Source organism: Streptomyces sp. NPDC030814 (genome assembly GCF_055572155.1).
Genome location: NZ_JBVIDX010000014.1, coordinates 61,742 through 76,213, shown reverse-complemented (window position 1 = coordinate 76,213; position 14,472 = coordinate 61,742). Strand labels below are relative to the sequence as shown.

The window sequence follows — 14,472 nt, the reverse complement described above, 5'->3', positions numbered from 1 at the left end:
AGGCAGGTATTCCATGACCCGTTTCGCAGCACCTGGTACGGATGGCGCGGTCGTCTCCTACGAGGCACGGTACGACCACTTCATCGGTGGTGAGTATGTACCGCCGGCGCGCGGGCAGTACTTCGAGAATCCGAGTCCGGTGAACGGGCTGCCGTTCACGGAGATCGCGCGGGGTACGAGTGAGGACGTGGAGCGGGCCCTGGACGCGGCGCACGCGGCCGCGCCCGGCTGGGGTCGTACGTCGGTGACGGAGCGTTCGGACATCCTGCGGAAGATCGCCGACCGGATGGAGGCGAACCTGGAGAAGCTGGCGGTCGCCGAGAGCTGGGAGAACGGCAAGCCGGTGCGCGAGACGCTGGCCGCCGACATCCCGCTCGCCATCGACCACTTCCGCTACTTCGCGGGGGCGGTGCGCGCGCAGGAGGGTTCGCTGGCGGAGCTCGACGACGACACGGTGGCGTACCACTTCCACGAGCCGCTCGGTGTGGTCGCGCAGATCATCCCGTGGAACTTCCCCATCCTCATGGCGACGTGGAAGCTGGCGCCGGCGCTGGCCGCGGGCAACGCGGTCGTGCTCAAGCCGGCCGAGCAGACTCCGGCGTCGATCCATGTCTGGCTGAGCCTGGTCGCGGATCTGCTGCCGCCGGGAGTCGTGAACATCGTCAACGGGTTCGGGGTGGAGGCGGGCAAGCCGCTGGCGTCGAGTCCGCGGGTGGCGAAGGTGGCGTTCACGGGTGAGACGACGACCGGGCGTCTGATCATGCAGTACGCCTCGGAGAACATCACGCCGGTGACGCTCGAACTCGGTGGCAAGTCGCCGAACATCTTCTTCGACGACGTGTGGTCGGCGAACGACGACTTCCGTGACAAGGCCCTCGAGGGCTTCACGATGTTCGCGCTCAACCAGGGTGAGGTGTGCACGTGTCCGTCGCGGGCCCTGGTGCAGCGCGGGCACTACGCAGAGTTCATCGAGGCGGCCGTCGCCCGCACGGAGCAGATCAAGACGGGGCACCCGCTGGACACCGACACCATGATCGGCGCGCAGGCCTCCAACGACCAGTTGGAGAAGATCCTCTCCTACCTGGACATCGGCAGGCAGGAAGGGGCCAAGGTCCTCACGGGCGGGGAACGCATCGAGCACGATGGCGAGTTGAAGGGCGGCTACTACGTCCAGCCGACGATCTTCGAGGGCGACAACCGTATGCGGATCTTCCAGGAGGAGATCTTCGGACCGGTCGTGTCCGTCACCTCGTTCGACGACTTCGACGACGCAATCAAGATCGCCAACGACACTCTGTACGGCCTGGGGGCCGGTGTGTGGACGCGGGACGCCAACACCGCGTACCGCGCGGGCCGTTCCATCCAGGCGGGCCGCGTCTGGACGAACTGCTACCACGCGTACCCCGCGCACGCCGCGTTCGGCGGCTACAAGGGCTCGGGCATCGGCCGCGAGACCCACAAGATGATGCTGGACCACTACCAGCAGACGAAGAATTTGCTGGTGTCGTACTCGCCGAAGAAGCTGGGCTTCTTCTAAACATAGAAAAAGGGCGCCTGACCTGGGCAGATGCCCATCAGGCGTCCATGCCCGGGTACGTCTAGGTCGCGAGGCGAAATTCGACCTTACTCCCGATTTCTCCCACTGGTACCCCACCCCTGACCAGCTGTTACGTCGTTCGGCCCAGTGCGGCCGTACCAGTCGGCGGGCGTGGCCAGGATGACGAGGAAGGAGTTGTTCTTGCGCAGCTCCGCCCCGTAGCTGACCAGGTTACGGCCCGTGGGGTCCCCGAACCATAAGGCGAGCACACCGTTGCGGGCGGGCCCACAGGATCCGGGGCTCGAGCCACGAGATCTTCGCTGTCCGGCCGGGCATGAGCCGCCGTTACGCGCCGGGGTCGGAGTCGCCCCAGCCGGCGCCTTCGGCGGTTCGGCGTGAGGACGTCGAGGAGTCGGACACGGCTGCACCGTGGCATTGGCCCCCGGCCGGGCCCCAGTCGGCTCACCCTGCTGGGAGTGCTCCAGCAGTTCTCCCGGACACTCGCCGGTCCTCGGGCCCGGTCACAGGAACCGGCGCAGCAGGCGCTCCTTCCGGCGGGTGAACGGCGGGTAGACGAGCCGCAGCACGTCCGGTCGCAGCGGCTTGTCCAGTACCGCCTTGGTGTGGCTGAAGGTGTCGAGGGAGTGCGGCCCGTGATAGCGGCCGACCCCGCTCTCGCCGACGCCGCCGAAGGGCAGGCCGGGCACGCTGAGATGGGCGTTCGGGATGCCGAAGGCCAGGGCGCCCGAGGAGGTCTCCGCGGTCAGCCGCCGCTTGGAGTGGCGGGAGGCGGTGAACGCGTACAGGGCGAGGGGCTTGTCCCGCGCGTTGACGAACGCGATCGCCGCGTCGAGGTCGGGGACGCGCACGATCGGCAGGATCGGTCCGAAGATCTCCTCGCTCATGACGGGCGCCTGCGGATCCACGTCGGCGAGGACCGTCGGGGCGAGGTAGCGGGTCGCGCGGTCGTGCTCCCCGCCGGTGACCAGCCGGCCGCCGCCCAGCAGGCCGACCAGCCGGTCGAAGTGACGGTCGTTGACGATGCGGCCGTAGTCGGCACTGGCGGACGGCTCGGTGCCGTACATCTCACGGACCGCGGCGGTGAGGTGCGGCTCCAGCCCGGAGGCCGCCTCGCCGATCGCGAGCACGTAGTCGGGGGCGACACAGGTCTGCCCGGCGTTCATGAACTTGCCCCAGGCGATGCGGCGGGCGGCCGCCCGGAGGTCCGCGCCCGGTTCGACGACAGCGGGGGACTTGCCGCCGAGCTCGAGCGTGACCGGCGTGAGACGGCGGGCCGCGGCGGCCATCACGACGCGTCCGACGGTGCCGTTGCCGGTGTAGAAGACGTGGTCGAACGGCTGCTCCAGCAAGGCGGTCGTCTCCGGTATACCGCCCTCGACGACTGCCACGGCGCTCGGGTCGAGCGCCCGCGGCAGCCGGTGGGCGAGCGCGGCCGAGGTCGCGGGGGCGAGCTCGCTGGGCTTGACCACCACGCAGTTGCCCGCGGCCAGCGCGCCGACGAGCGGCGCCAGCGCCAGCTGCAGGGGATAGTTCCACGGGCTGATGACCAGCACGGTGCCCAGCGGCTCCCGTACCGTCCGGGCCCGGGCCGGGGAGAGCGTCAGGGGCACGGAGACCCTGCGCGGGCGCAGCCAGGGGGCGAGATGGCGCAGGGTGTGGTCGATCTCCTTGACGACGAAGCCGATCTCGGTGAGACGGGCCTCGGTGGCGCCCTTGCCGAGATCGGCGTGCAGGGCGGCCGCGAACTCGGCCTGGTGTTCCGTCAGCATGTCGCGCAACGCGCGCAGTTGGGCCCGGCGCCAGGAGACGGGGCGGGTGAGCCCGGTGGCGAAGACCGTGCGCAGTCGGGAGACGGTCTCGTCAGCGGCGACGGCGGGCTGGAGGCGGGAGTCAGGATGCATGCCGCGGAGCATATACGAAACGAAATTCTTTCGTTTCGTTATCGAGTACACTCGCTGCATGCCCACCCGAATCCCCGCCCCGCCCCTCGCCGAGCTCACCGAGCGGCTGCCCGAGCGCCTCGCGGTTCCCGAGTCCGACCTCCTCGCGCCGGGCAGCACCTGGAACCTCTCCCAGACGCTCCAGCACTGCGCCCAGACCGTCCGCTACTCGGTGACCGGATACCCGCGGCTGAAGCCCGCACTGTTCCGGGCCACCGCGGGCGCCCTGGCCAAGCACGTGTTCCTGAACCGGGGCGCCACGAAGCACGCCCTGGACGCGGAACTCGACGGTGCCCCCGCCCTCGACCCGCACCTGCCGGCCGCCGAGGCCGCGGCGGACCTCGCGGACGCGGTGGCCCTCTTCAGCGGCCACACCGGTCCGCACGCGCTTCACCCGGCCTACGGCCGCTGCACCCACGACGAGTTCGCCCGGCTGCACGCCATGCACCTCGCCGAGCACCTCCCCGGTCTGGCCGATGCCTGAGGCCGCGCCGCGCCGGGGCCGCCCCCGTGACGCAGCACGGGACCGGGCCCTGCTGGAGGCCACCCTGGCCGTCCTGGCCGAGAGTGGCTACGGCGGCCTGACCACCGCCGCCGTGGCCGCCCGGGCCGGAGTCTCCACCGCCACGCTCTACCGCCGCTGGTCCTCCAAGGAGACCCTGGTCATCGCGGCCGCCGCAGCGCGTGCCAAGGACCTCGTGAAGCGGCCCGACACCGGCACCCTCGAAGGGGATCTGCGGGCCCTGCTGAGGCACAAGGCCGCGAGCCTGACCGGGGAGAGCGGGCGGCTGATGCGCGCCCTCGTCGGCGAGGCCGCGCACAACGACGCCCTCGCCGAGGCCCTCGCGACCACGTTCCTGGCCCCCGTGCGCAGCCGCGTGGAGGAGGTGGTGACGCGGGCCGTGGCCCGGGGAGACATCCCACCGGTGGACGACACCGGCATCCTCGGCGACCTGGTCGCCGGCCCGGTGATGAGCCACTTCCTGATCACCCCGCAGGCGCCGGACGAGGTGGACCCCGAGACCGCCATGGCATGGGCCGACCGCCTGCTGCCCTCCGTCCTGCGGGCGCTGGGCTCCGGCTGAGGAGTCGGGGGAGCATCCGGCGCACGTCGAGCGGGCCACCGCACGGGCTGCCCTATCGTCAGAATGAACCGCTCTGGGACAGGCCGGAGCCTCCATCAGACCCGGAGCGGTTCACGGACCACCAGATGTTCGAAGCCCGCAAGCCACTCGCCGTCACCGCGGCCACGCCCGAACCGGCCCGCCCGGAGCCGGAAACCGTCCCGGCCTACCTGTCCGATACCGGCGACCACGACGCCCTCCTCGGCGCCTTCCTCGACGCACACGGTGGCTGGGAGAAGTGGCAGGCGATCCCTATTGAATCGGCGTGTTGAAGCCGATCTGACAGGGTGGCGCGATGAACAAATGGCGTGTGTTCTGGGTCTCCAAGTCGGCGCCGATCGCCTCACCGCACGTACCTGTGCTGGCGGGATGCACAGACCTGACAGAGCGTGAAGAGTCAACCGGGATCCGGCCCGGCGATCCGATTCTGCTGACACCGGACTACCGCGTCGACGAACTCTTTAGCCTGTACACGCGCAGTAGCCCGTTCCGGGGATACACGAAAGAGACAAAGCGGAACTACATCACGGACATCTGCCTGTTCCTCAACTTCCTGTGGCAGCGCGGAAAGGTCTGGACGCAGGCCGTGGAGTCCGATGTCGACGATTTTCAGTTCTGGCGCCAAACGTCGCGCGACAACCCGGTGCGGGTGGGCGGGAACAAGTGGAATCGTGAACTGGCCGCACTGATGAACCTGTACACGTGGGCGACGAAGCTGGGCAACGAGTTCCTACCGCGCAACCCGGTGCCGGTGCATCGGGTGGTGGGTCGGCATGGGCAGGTCGTCAACGTGCCGGACGGGAAGGCGAAGGACGCCCGGGACAGCAATGTTCACTGGCTGACACCTCGGACGTTCCGGCTTTGGGTGGACGTCGGGCTGCGCGGGTACGGCACTGACGGCCTTCCCTCGACGGGCTGGGTGGGCCGGCTGGAGGGCCGCAACGTTGCGTTTGTGCGCTTGCTGACCTCTTCGGGGGTGCGGCGGCTGGAGGGCGCCTCGCTGCTGACGTTCGAGGTGCCGTCACTGCGCCTGGAAGGCGGCCGTTACTACACGGGGCGCCTCGCGGCGGCGGTCACGCGTTCCAAGAAGGCCCGTACCTACTACGTCGAGGCTCATGTGGTGGGCGATATCGAGAACTACGTCGACTCCTCGCGCGCCGAGGCCATCCGCGCGGCCCAGGCCCGGGACCGGTACGACGGCGTGCCGGGGATGCGGCTGGTCACCCGGGTGAGCCGGGGACCGAAGCCTACGGTGTACTGGTGCGACCGCCGGGGCGTCACGGGCCGTATCGCGCTGACGGAGGCTACCGCGGACGAACGGATGACGTGGTACACCGAAGGCCCGGACGGACCGGAGCCGTTGTGGTTGTGGCTGAACGAGATGAGTTTGCCGTTCCAGCCGCATTCGTGGAACAACGTCTTCACTTCGGCGAACCGGCGGTGCCGGGCGGTGCTGGGTCCGGAGCCGGAACGTCGGCTGGATCCGCATCGCAGCCGGGCACCGTATGCGACGCCGCATTCCTGCCGGCACAGCTTCGCCCTCTACATGCTGGTGGTCCTGCACCACTTGATGGACCGGCGCTTCGGTCTGAGCCCGGAGGAGCGGCGGGACTACCGGCTGCTGTATGGGGATCCGTGGCGGATGGTGCAGGACCTGTTGGGTCATGCGTCCCTGGAAACGACCCGCGTGCGGTATCTGGCCCCGGTCGCCGACCTTCAGCTGCGGTCGCTGCTGACCACCGCGCCCCCGTTCCGCGAAGGGGAACGGCCGACGCGGGAGATGGATGAGGTGTTCGCGCGTCTGGCGCTGGAGGCCGAGGGCATCCAGGACATCGATGCCAAGCTGCAGGTCACCTCGCGGACGACAGGATGAACCGGCGCGGGCGTACGGCGCCTCTGCCGACAACGCCGGTACGCAGACCACCGGTTCTGAGCGGCGACGGTCTCGTGGTCGAGCACCGAGACCGATCGGGAGCCGTCGCGGTCTACGACTTCCGCACTCTGCCTGTCACGAATGCCTTGCGCAGGTCGCTGGCCGGCCTGTTCGCCGCGCGGTGCGTGCCAAGCCTGTGGACCTCGCACCACAGCAGCAGGTACTTCTGGCTTCCCTTGCAGGCGTTCACCTCGTACCTGGCCACGCTGGACGCACCGGTTGCCGACCTCGACCAGCTGACCGCGGGGGTGTGGCAGCAGTGGCGGCTCAGCCGACAGAACACCCGGTTCGGGTACCGCCAGATCACCACCGTGCGAGGGCTGTTGCTGGACGATCCGCGGCTGTCCGCTGCGACACGGGAAGCGCTTGCCCGTCGCGTCCTGCAACCCACGGCCAAGGAAGTGTCCTTCCAGGATGCCGAGTTCGACGCGATCGTCACCACGGCGCGGCGAAGGTTCCGTGCCGCGCATCTGCGGATCACGGACAATGCCCGCCACCTCGCCCAATGGCGGTCGGCGACGTTCGCTCGCGGCAGCGAGGCATGGCTGCTGGGTGAGGCGCTGGACTGTCTGGCCCGGACCGGTGAGGCACCCCACGACACCAGGGTGCGTCGCCAGCGTGGCCGGGTGCTCGCCCGCTATGCGCGGGTGCTGGGCGGGGAGCGGCCCGAGCACACGTGGCAGCGGCTGTTCTTAACCCGGATGGAGACGGTCGCGCTGGGGGTGCTGCTGATGGCCGAGCACGGCTGGAACCTGTCGGTGATCAACCGGTTAAAGGTGCCGCAACCAGCCCCGGACGCCGGCAGAGACGGGCCGCAGATCTACCGGGTCGAGCTGGAGAAGCACAAGCGGGACGCCGGACGGTACTTCGAGACCCGCAACCTCACCGACGACGGGGCCACCTCCCCCGGGCGGCTCATCACACAGGCGCTGGAGGCCACCGTGTTCGCCCGCGCGGCCGTGCACGCGCTGAGCCCTGGTACGGACCGCTTACTGGTCTGGCGCTCCGCCAGGGCCCCGCTGGAGCACCCGACCGACGAGAGCGGCAAGAAGTCGGGCATCGGGGTGTTCGGGTTCGGCATCTCCGGTTCTACGGCCAAGGGCTGGGCGACCGAACAGGGCTTCGTCTCCTCGCCCTTCCGCAGGGGGCGGCGGACGGTGAACACGCTGCACCGGCGCGCGCCCGGACAGAACAGCCAGGCCACCCACGACCGTGTATACACACTGACCGACCCTCAGGTCCGTCAGAGTGCGATCCCGGTCATCGCCCAGGCAGCCGAAGCCGTCGTGACCCAAGCCCACGCAACCGTGCTCGCCGCCGAACTGCGCGACGGAGCCGATCCGGCAGACCAGCCGACAGCCACCGCCGACTGCCACGACTACGACAACAGCCCCTACCCCGGACCCGACGGCTGCGGGGCCTCGTTTCTGATGTGCCTGGCCTGCCCCAACGCCCGAATCCACCCCGCCCACCACAGCCGCCTGGCCCACCTGCACCACGCGCTCGACAACCTGCGCACCGCTCTGGGCCCGGGCCAGTGGCACAGCCAGTGGGAGGACGGACACGCCCGCCTGGAACACCTCAAGAGCCAGCTCGGTACCGCAGTGTGGACCCGCGCCCTGGCCGACGTGACCGACACCGACCGCGAACTCATCGCCCTGCTGCTCAACGGAGACCTCGACCCGTGACGGCCACCCCAGCCCCTGTCCGTCTCCTTCCCGGACCCGACACCCCCGTCGTCCCCGCCCACCGGATCGTCGGCGGCTACACCGGCCCCATCGCGCGCTACGCGGCGCCGGCCTGGCCGCTGATCCCCATGAACGCCAACCCGGGCGTCACACACAGCACCATCCATTGGCCGACGCTCCCCGACACGTTCCGGGAGGAGATGCGGCTGGCCGCCTGGACCTTGATCAACGGCGAACTGCCCGCCGTGTTCCTGCGTGAGCGCCATCCCACCTGGCGCTCACGCCAGGCACCCAAGGCGCTCTGCCAGACGATCGGGACGTGGTGCCGGCTCGCCGTGTGGCTCACCGACCGGGGCATCACCACGCTGAGCGAGTGCACCACGCAGGTACTGGATGAGTACGGCCGTCACGTGCGCGACAGCGGGGCGGCCCGCATCACGGTGCACAGCGTGCTGTCGTCGCTGACCCGGCTGTGGGTCTTCGACCAGCTCAGTCGCCGTCCCAGTGGAATCGGCTGCCCGCCCTGGGAGACCGCAGGGGTGGACGACTACCTGCCGCCGGCGACGCCGGGTGGCGAGAACGCCGCCGAGGCGATCGCCGAGCAGACCATGGGCCCCCTGCTCGTGTGGGCGATCCGCACGGTCGAGGAGTTCAGCGACGACATTCTGGCCGCCTGGGCCGAACGCAACCGGCTGCATGCGGCGGCTGCCGGCAACAGCGCCACGCCCGCCTCACGAGCCGCGCTTCGGGCCTTCATGGACCGCATCGATGCCGGCCGATTGCCACACAGTGGCTGGGCAGAACCACGATCGCGGGCGCGTATATCGCCGCGCTCACCGGCGCCTCCCTGGGCCAGGTCTACAGCACCGCCCGTGATCACGGCTGGCGGCAGGCCGCCCTGGACCGGCCCGGCCCGTGCCCGCTCCGCGCCCCGGTCACCGGCACACTCGGCGGCACCCCCTGGAGGGAGGCCGTCGACTACACCGAAGCAGGCTTCCTGATGCGCCAGTTGGGCACGGCGTGCTTCATCGTCATCGCCTATCTGACCGGGCTGCGTCCCGGCGAGGCGGCCGGACTGCGCAGCGGCTGCTGTCCCGACCCGGAGCCGGACAGCGCTGGGCGCACGGGACGGCACTTGATCACGAGCACCGTGTACAAGACCGCCCGCGACGAAGACGGCAACCACCGCTCCGAGGGCGAAGTCCGCGATGCCCCTTGGGTGGCCATCGCCCCCGTCGTGAAAGCCATCCGCGTCCTGGAACGCATGGTTCCCCAGGGGCAGCTGCTGTTCGACCACCACGCCCACGACCTGCGCGGCACCCGCGCCGGCACCGGCTCCCTCACCGTGCACACCCTGGGCACCCGGGTGGAGGACTTCATCACCTGGGCCAACCACGAGTCAGCCGCCCGCGGGCTGGTCCATGAAGTCATCCCGCCGGATCCGCACGGCAGGATCGGAACCGAGCGGTTCCGCAGGAGCCTGGCCTGGCACATCGCCCGCCGTCCCGGGGGCCTGGTCGCGCTCGCGATTCAGTACGGCCATCTGCGGACGTCCGTAGCGGCCGGATACGCCGCGCGCAGCCGGGACGGCATTCACGACCTCCTCGACGTCGAGACGGCCCGTGCCACCATCGACACCGTCGCGGACTTGAATGCCGCGCTCGAGGACGGCCTCGGCATCTCCGGGCCCGCCGCCCGCCGGGCCATCAAGGCCGCCGCCACCGCGCCCCATTACACCGGCACCGTCATCACCGCGCGTCAGGCCCGACAGATCCTCTCCAACCCCCACCTGGCCGTCTACGACAATCCCCGCACGCTGCTGATGTGCGTCTACAAGCGTGACAAGGCCCTGTGCCACCGCGGACTCAAGGACACCCCCACCTTCGACCAGTGCGTCCCCGCCTGCGCGAACATCGCCCGCACCGACCAGCACGCCGCCGGCCTCCGCCGCCGCGCCACCGAGCTGGATCAGCAGGCTGGCCATGTCCCCGGCCCGCTGGGCCAGCGACTGCGCGACAACGCCACCCGGCTGCGTGACCTCGCCGACGCCCACCACCACAGCCGCACCACCCTCCAGGACGGCACCGCATGAGCCCCGCACCCGACGAACGCGACCGCATCCGCGCGGCCATGGACCGCATCCTGCAGGGAGCCGCGCAGCACTCCAACGGCGCGCTGACGATCGTCGCCCTGGCCCAGGAAGCCGACGTACCCCGCAACGCGCTCACCCAGCGCCACCTCGACCTCAAGAACGACTTCTACGCGCAGGTCAGGGCACGCGGCCAGACGCCGGACTCCGAGATCCGCCTGCGCCGGCAGATCGTCAAACTGAAGGAGCTCCGCACCCGGGACGCCACCGAACTGGCCCAGCTGCGCACCGACGTCGAGCACCTCGTGCGCGTTGTCAACCAACTGACCGCGCACAACCGGCAACTGCTCCACTCGCTGTCCCAGCCCAACCCCCCGATCCGGACGCTGCCGACCCAGCCGGACCCGGGCCGGAGCCACTGAGTCGCTGCCCGGGCGGTACGGATCTCCAAGGGCGCGCCGTGTCCTCCGCCCGAGCCAGCTCGATGGGCGGCTGTGACCAGCCCTTTCGTACAGCTCCCGAGCCTGCCATGTAATGGTTGTAGTGCCCCGCACGGTTACATCAGTGTGTCTGCATGCCTGCTTCGATACTTGGTGCACCGGGGCGTCTGTCCCCGCGGCACGAGGTGACCCCCGGCCGTGCGCAGCTGTCGTTCCCCTGCGGGAGAGCGCGGTGACAGGTGGCATGGGGACGCCCCCTGGATCGCCCATCCTGGAGATGGCCCGCCGCGCGGCCGAGCGTCGCGCGCAGGGCCGTCACACCGTCGATCTCACGCTCGGCGAGCCAGATTTCGCCCCGCCCGGCCATGTCATCGCCGCGGCGCAAGAGGCGGCCGGCCGTGTGCTGGGCTACAGCCCCGCCAACGGCCTGCCCGAACTGCGCCGGACCGTGCGGCACGCGGTGGAGCGGGATCGCGGACTGGAGTACGCGGACGCCGAGGTGGCGGTGGGGTGCGGCGCGAAGCAAGTCATCTTCAACGCGTTCTTCGCCACCCTGGGCCCGGGGGACGAGGTGATCGTCCCAGCGCCGTACTGGGCGAGCTACCCCGCCATGATCCGCCTGTGCGGCGGGCTGCCGGTGGTCGCCGACTGCCCGGCCGAGTCTGGCTTCCGTCTCACACCGCAAGCGCTGCGGGCGGCCATCACCGACCGGACGCGCTGGGTCGTGCTGAACGCCCCCGGTAATCCCTCTGGCGCCACCTACAGCCGTGATGAACTGGCGGCCCTCGCCGAGGTGTTGCGGCGGCACCCCACCGTCACGGTTCTGTCCGACGAGATCTACGCCCACATCCGCTACGACGATCGGGAGTACGTCGGCCTCGCGCAGGTCGCACCGGATCTGCGGGAACGGATCCTGCTCGTCGACGGCGTCTCCAAGGCGTACGCGATGACCGGCTGGCGGATCGGCTGGGGACTGGGCCCGTCCGACCTCGTGCGCGCCATCACCGCCGTACAGACGCAGAACTGCACGCAGACGGCGGCCGTGAGCCAGTTGGCGGCCGTCGCCGCGCTGGAGGGGCCTCAGGGAATCCTGGCGGAGCGGCGGGCGATCTACCACCGCCGCCGGGATGCCGCGCTGGGGATCCTGCGCCAGAACCCGCACCTGGACACGGTGGCGCCGGACGGCGCGTTCTACCTCTTCCCGCGCCTTGCGACCGGTGACGATCTCGCGGTGGCGGACGCGCTGCTGGAGGCGGGATGCGCAACGGTGCCGGGCAGCGCCTTCGGCGCGCCGGGCCATCTGCGGCTCTCCTTCGCCACCGACATCACCACGCTGGAAGCGGGCTGCCGCACCGTCGTCGATGTCCTTGACGAGGTCGCCTCGTGATCGCGCTGACACTCAAGGCCCTGATACCCGTCGTCGTGCTGATCGGGCTCGGCTTTGTCGTCAAGCGGTGGATGATCCAGGGCGAGAGCTTCTGGTCCGGGGCCGAGAGCCTCGGTTACCGGGTGCTGTTGCCGGCACTGTTCCTGCACGGCCTCGCGACGGCCGACACCCATGACCTCCCGGTGCGAACCCTGACAGCCGTCCTGGTCGCTTCCACCGTAGTGGTCGCCGCGCTGGTCATCGCCCTGAGGCCCCTGATGCGGCTGCCCGGCGACGGCTTCACCTCGGTCTTCCAGGGCAGCATCCGCTTCAACAACTACATCGGCGTCACCATCGCCTCCGGCCTGTACGGCACACAGGGCGTGGCCATGGCCGCGGTCTGCAACGCGGCGATCGTGCCCACGGTCAACGTGCTGTGCGTGCTGGTCTTCGCCCTATTCGGCGGCGCCCGCCTGAGCCTGACGGGCATCGCCCGGCAACTGGTGACCAACCCGCTCATCCTCGCCTGCGTGGCAGGCGGCCTCCTCCAGGCCCTGGACCTGGGCCTGCCACCGGGCATCGAGCCGGCACTGCAGTCGCTGGGAGCCGCTTCGATGCCGCTGGGACTGCTGTGCATCGGCGCCGCGCTGCGCTTTGGCCAGGCACGCGCATGGACGGGCCCGATCCTCATGTCCTCGACCATGAAGTTCGTCCTTATGCCGGCCGTGACCTTCCTGCTGGCCCAGCCGCTTGGCCTCGGGGCGTCGGCACTGCTCGTCGCCGTGCTCTTCCAGGCCCTGCCCACGGCATCGTCGTCGTACATCATGGCCCGACAGCTCGGCGGGGACGCGCCGATGATGGCCGGCATCACCGCGACACAGACCCTCGTGGGCATCGCCGCCGTCCCGCTCGTCGCGGCCCTCGTCCCCACCTGACCAGCGGGGCCCTCGGGCCCGCCGCCGCTGTCAGCCCTGCTTCATCCGGTGGCGGCGGACCGCATCGGTGTTGGCGCAGCGAGCACTGCAGTAGGCGCGGCGACCATTGCGGCTGGTGTCGGCGAAAGCGGTCCGGCACGAATCCAACGAGCACACTCCCAGCCGTCGGCCCTCCGCCTCCATGGCGAAGATGGCCAGCCCTCCCGCGGTCACGGCCCGCACACGGCTCTGCACGTCCTTGCCGTCCGGCGCGAAGTGCAGATGTGGCCGCAACCCGTCGTGCGAAGTCAGATAGACCCTTCCGGCACCGTCGGCGAGCAGCGCGTTGACCATCTCGCACCGTTCGTCCTGCGAGACAGCCTCGAAAACGGACCGCAGGCGCCGCGACCACACCCTGATCTCCTCGCCGGCCGAACCAGTCACACGAGCACGCCGAATCGCATGACTCTCCAGCACCTGCTCCAACGACTCAGCCCGCCAGGAACCACCCGCCTCGAGATTCACCAGCGACACAGCCAGGCGGACACCGACCATGTTGTCATGCTCAAACTTCACTCACCCATTGCAGCACATCCGGATGTCCGCTGTGATCGTCTGCACTGAGCAGACAGCACCTGCAACACACCCACAGCGGATGGCGTCTGAGGGTCCCGATACTGGTGGCCTACAATTAACTGTCTATGGAAGATAATTCTTTGGAAGATGAGTGATGGCTGACGCTGACCTGAAGCTGCTGTACCGGGAGCTGGTCTCGCTGGAGATCGAGTTGTGGGACGGCATCGAGGGGCGGTTGCGGGCCGAGTACGACCTGGCACTGACCTCGTTCGAGGTGCTGCACCTGCTGTTGAGGCAGCCTGGGCGCCGGATCCAGGACATCGCGGAGGAGTTCTCGATCACGGTGGGCGGCACGAGCAAGGTCGTCGACCGACTGGAGGCGGCGGGCCTGTGTGGTCGGAAGGCCAATCCGAACGACCGCCGGTCCTCGATCGTCGAGCTCACCAATGAGGGGCGGAAGCTGGTGAACGGGGCGCTGAAGGTCTTCGAGGAGGAGCTGGAACTGCGGATCGGGTCGGTGATTCCCGAGGAGTCGGTACGCGAGGTGACCGCGGTCCTCAGCACGCTGCGGGCGGCCGGACGGGCTCTGGACGCGGAGCGGAAGGCCGCGGGGCAGACGCCGGTTCCGGCGATGCGGGCGCCGAAGCAGCCCGGCCGGTCGGCCTCGTGAGCCAAGACGGCTCGGGAACGACAGCGGGCGGGGGGGGGGGGGGGGGGGGGGGGGGGGGGGGGGGGGAAAAAAAAAAAAAACAAAAACGAGAAAAGAAAAAACCAACACAAGCCAAAGCAAAAAAAGGGGAAAGGGAGAGAGGGGAAAAAACAGACAACAGGGGGGAAAGGCCGA

14 protein-coding genes are annotated in these 14,472 nt (G+C 69.7%); 12 read left to right on the top strand and 2 right to left on the bottom strand.

What is annotated here, in order from left to right; genetic code table 11:
• Window positions 1-13 precede the first annotated feature (13 nt).
• Complete coding sequence (adh, locus tag ACZ43N_RS27010) at window positions 14-1,537, top strand: aldehyde dehydrogenase (protein ID WP_468101052.1); 1,524 nt, start codon at window positions 14-16, stop codon at window positions 1,535-1,537.
• Window positions 1,538-2,058: 521 nt separating this feature from the next.
• Here the strand turns inward: adh and ACZ43N_RS27005 are convergent.
• Window positions 2,059-3,459 carry an aldehyde dehydrogenase family protein gene (locus tag ACZ43N_RS27005; protein WP_468101051.1) on the bottom strand — a complete coding sequence of 467 codons (1,401 nt, stop codon included), beginning with the start codon at window positions 3,457-3,459 and terminating at the stop codon, window positions 2,059-2,061.
• Between the two features lie 58 nt (window positions 3,460-3,517).
• Between ACZ43N_RS27005 and ACZ43N_RS27000 the strand changes: the two genes are divergently transcribed.
• The 10 genes from ACZ43N_RS27000 to ACZ43N_RS26955 all read left to right on the top strand — a co-directional run bounded on the left by ACZ43N_RS27000 (window position 3,518) and on the right by ACZ43N_RS26955 (window position 13,073).
• Window positions 3,518-3,982: a DUF1569 domain-containing protein gene (locus ACZ43N_RS27000; protein ID WP_468101049.1), complete on the top strand. Its 465-nt coding sequence runs from the start codon at window positions 3,518-3,520 to the stop codon at window positions 3,980-3,982.
• A complete protein-coding gene (locus ACZ43N_RS26995) occupies window positions 3,975-4,583 on the top strand; it encodes a TetR/AcrR family transcriptional regulator (protein WP_468101047.1) in 609 nt (202 codons plus the stop codon). The genes ACZ43N_RS27000 and ACZ43N_RS26995 overlap by 8 nt, the downstream gene beginning before the upstream one ends.
• A gap of 125 nt (window positions 4,584-4,708) precedes the next feature.
• Window positions 4,709-4,894 (top strand): hypothetical protein, encoded by a 186-nt coding sequence (locus ACZ43N_RS26990; protein ID WP_468101046.1) that lies wholly within the window; start codon window positions 4,709-4,711, stop codon window positions 4,892-4,894.
• A gap of 23 nt (window positions 4,895-4,917) precedes the next feature.
• Window positions 4,918-6,495, top strand: coding sequence for a site-specific integrase (locus tag ACZ43N_RS26985; protein ID WP_468101045.1), 1,578 nt, complete (start codon window positions 4,918-4,920; stop codon window positions 6,493-6,495).
• Between the two features lie 146 nt (window positions 6,496-6,641).
• Window positions 6,642-8,243: a hypothetical protein gene (locus tag ACZ43N_RS26980; protein WP_468101044.1), complete on the top strand. Its 1,602-nt coding sequence runs from the start codon at window positions 6,642-6,644 to the stop codon at window positions 8,241-8,243.
• On the top strand, window positions 8,240-9,244 hold the full coding sequence (locus ACZ43N_RS26975) for a hypothetical protein (RefSeq protein WP_468101043.1): 1,005 nt from the start codon (window positions 8,240-8,242) through the stop codon (window positions 9,242-9,244). The genes ACZ43N_RS26980 and ACZ43N_RS26975 overlap by 4 nt, the downstream gene beginning before the upstream one ends.
• On the top strand, window positions 9,244-10,335 hold the full coding sequence (locus ACZ43N_RS26970) for a hypothetical protein (RefSeq protein WP_468101041.1): 1,092 nt from the start codon (window positions 9,244-9,246) through the stop codon (window positions 10,333-10,335). The genes ACZ43N_RS26975 and ACZ43N_RS26970 overlap by 1 nt, the downstream gene beginning before the upstream one ends.
• Entirely contained in the window at window positions 10,332-10,754 is a 423-nt protein-coding gene (locus tag ACZ43N_RS26965; RefSeq protein ID WP_468101040.1) for a hypothetical protein, read from the top strand. Before ACZ43N_RS26970 ends, ACZ43N_RS26965 begins: the two co-directional genes overlap by 4 nt.
• A 262-nt stretch (window positions 10,755-11,016) precedes the next feature.
• Window positions 11,017-12,159, top strand: a complete 1,143-nt coding sequence (locus tag ACZ43N_RS26960) for a pyridoxal phosphate-dependent aminotransferase (protein WP_468101038.1) — start codon at window positions 11,017-11,019, stop codon at window positions 12,157-12,159.
• On the top strand, window positions 12,156-13,073 hold the full coding sequence (locus ACZ43N_RS26955) for an AEC family transporter (protein ID WP_468101037.1): 918 nt from the start codon (window positions 12,156-12,158) through the stop codon (window positions 13,071-13,073). Before ACZ43N_RS26960 ends, ACZ43N_RS26955 begins: the two co-directional genes overlap by 4 nt.
• A gap of 30 nt (window positions 13,074-13,103) precedes the next feature.
• On the opposite strand, the gene ACZ43N_RS26950 is transcribed toward ACZ43N_RS26955, so the two are convergent.
• The gene (locus tag ACZ43N_RS26950; RefSeq protein WP_468101036.1) at window positions 13,104-13,607 is read right to left on the bottom strand and encodes a CGNR zinc finger domain-containing protein; all 504 of its coding nucleotides are present in this window, start codon (window positions 13,605-13,607) and stop codon (window positions 13,104-13,106) included.
• A 175-nt stretch (window positions 13,608-13,782) separates the two neighbouring features.
• Here ACZ43N_RS26950 and ACZ43N_RS26945 point away from each other — a divergent pair, with 175 nt between their 5' ends.
• Window positions 13,783-14,298 carry a MarR family winged helix-turn-helix transcriptional regulator gene (locus ACZ43N_RS26945; protein WP_468101034.1) on the top strand — a complete coding sequence of 172 codons (516 nt, stop codon included), beginning with the start codon at window positions 13,783-13,785 and terminating at the stop codon, window positions 14,296-14,298.
• Window positions 14,299-14,472: the final 174 nt, after the last annotated feature.

Bases quoted from the DNA above. Each gene is read 5' to 3' on its own strand.
- adh (WP_468101052.1), top strand. From the start codon at position 14: ATGACCCGTTTCGCAGCACCTGGTACGGATGGCGCGGTCGTCTCCTAC.
- ACZ43N_RS27005 (WP_468101051.1), bottom strand. From the start codon at position 3,459: ATGCATCCTGACTCCCGCCTCCAGCCCGCCGTCGCCGCTGACGAGACC.
- ACZ43N_RS27000 (WP_468101049.1), top strand. From the start codon at position 3,518: ATGCCCACCCGAATCCCCGCCCCGCCCCTCGCCGAGCTCACCGAGCGG.
- ACZ43N_RS26995 (WP_468101047.1), top strand. From the start codon at position 3,975: ATGCCTGAGGCCGCGCCGCGCCGGGGCCGCCCCCGTGACGCAGCACGG.
- ACZ43N_RS26990 (WP_468101046.1), top strand. From the start codon at position 4,709: ATGTTCGAAGCCCGCAAGCCACTCGCCGTCACCGCGGCCACGCCCGAA.
- ACZ43N_RS26985 (WP_468101045.1), top strand. From the start codon at position 4,918: ATGAACAAATGGCGTGTGTTCTGGGTCTCCAAGTCGGCGCCGATCGCC.
- ACZ43N_RS26970 (WP_468101041.1), top strand. From the start codon at position 9,244: ATGCGCCAGTTGGGCACGGCGTGCTTCATCGTCATCGCCTATCTGACC.
- ACZ43N_RS26965 (WP_468101040.1), top strand. From the start codon at position 10,332: ATGAGCCCCGCACCCGACGAACGCGACCGCATCCGCGCGGCCATGGAC.
- ACZ43N_RS26960 (WP_468101038.1), top strand. From the start codon at position 11,017: ATGGGGACGCCCCCTGGATCGCCCATCCTGGAGATGGCCCGCCGCGCG.
- ACZ43N_RS26950 (WP_468101036.1), bottom strand. From the start codon at position 13,607: ATGGTCGGTGTCCGCCTGGCTGTGTCGCTGGTGAATCTCGAGGCGGGT.
- ACZ43N_RS26945 (WP_468101034.1), top strand. From the start codon at position 13,783: ATGGCTGACGCTGACCTGAAGCTGCTGTACCGGGAGCTGGTCTCGCTG.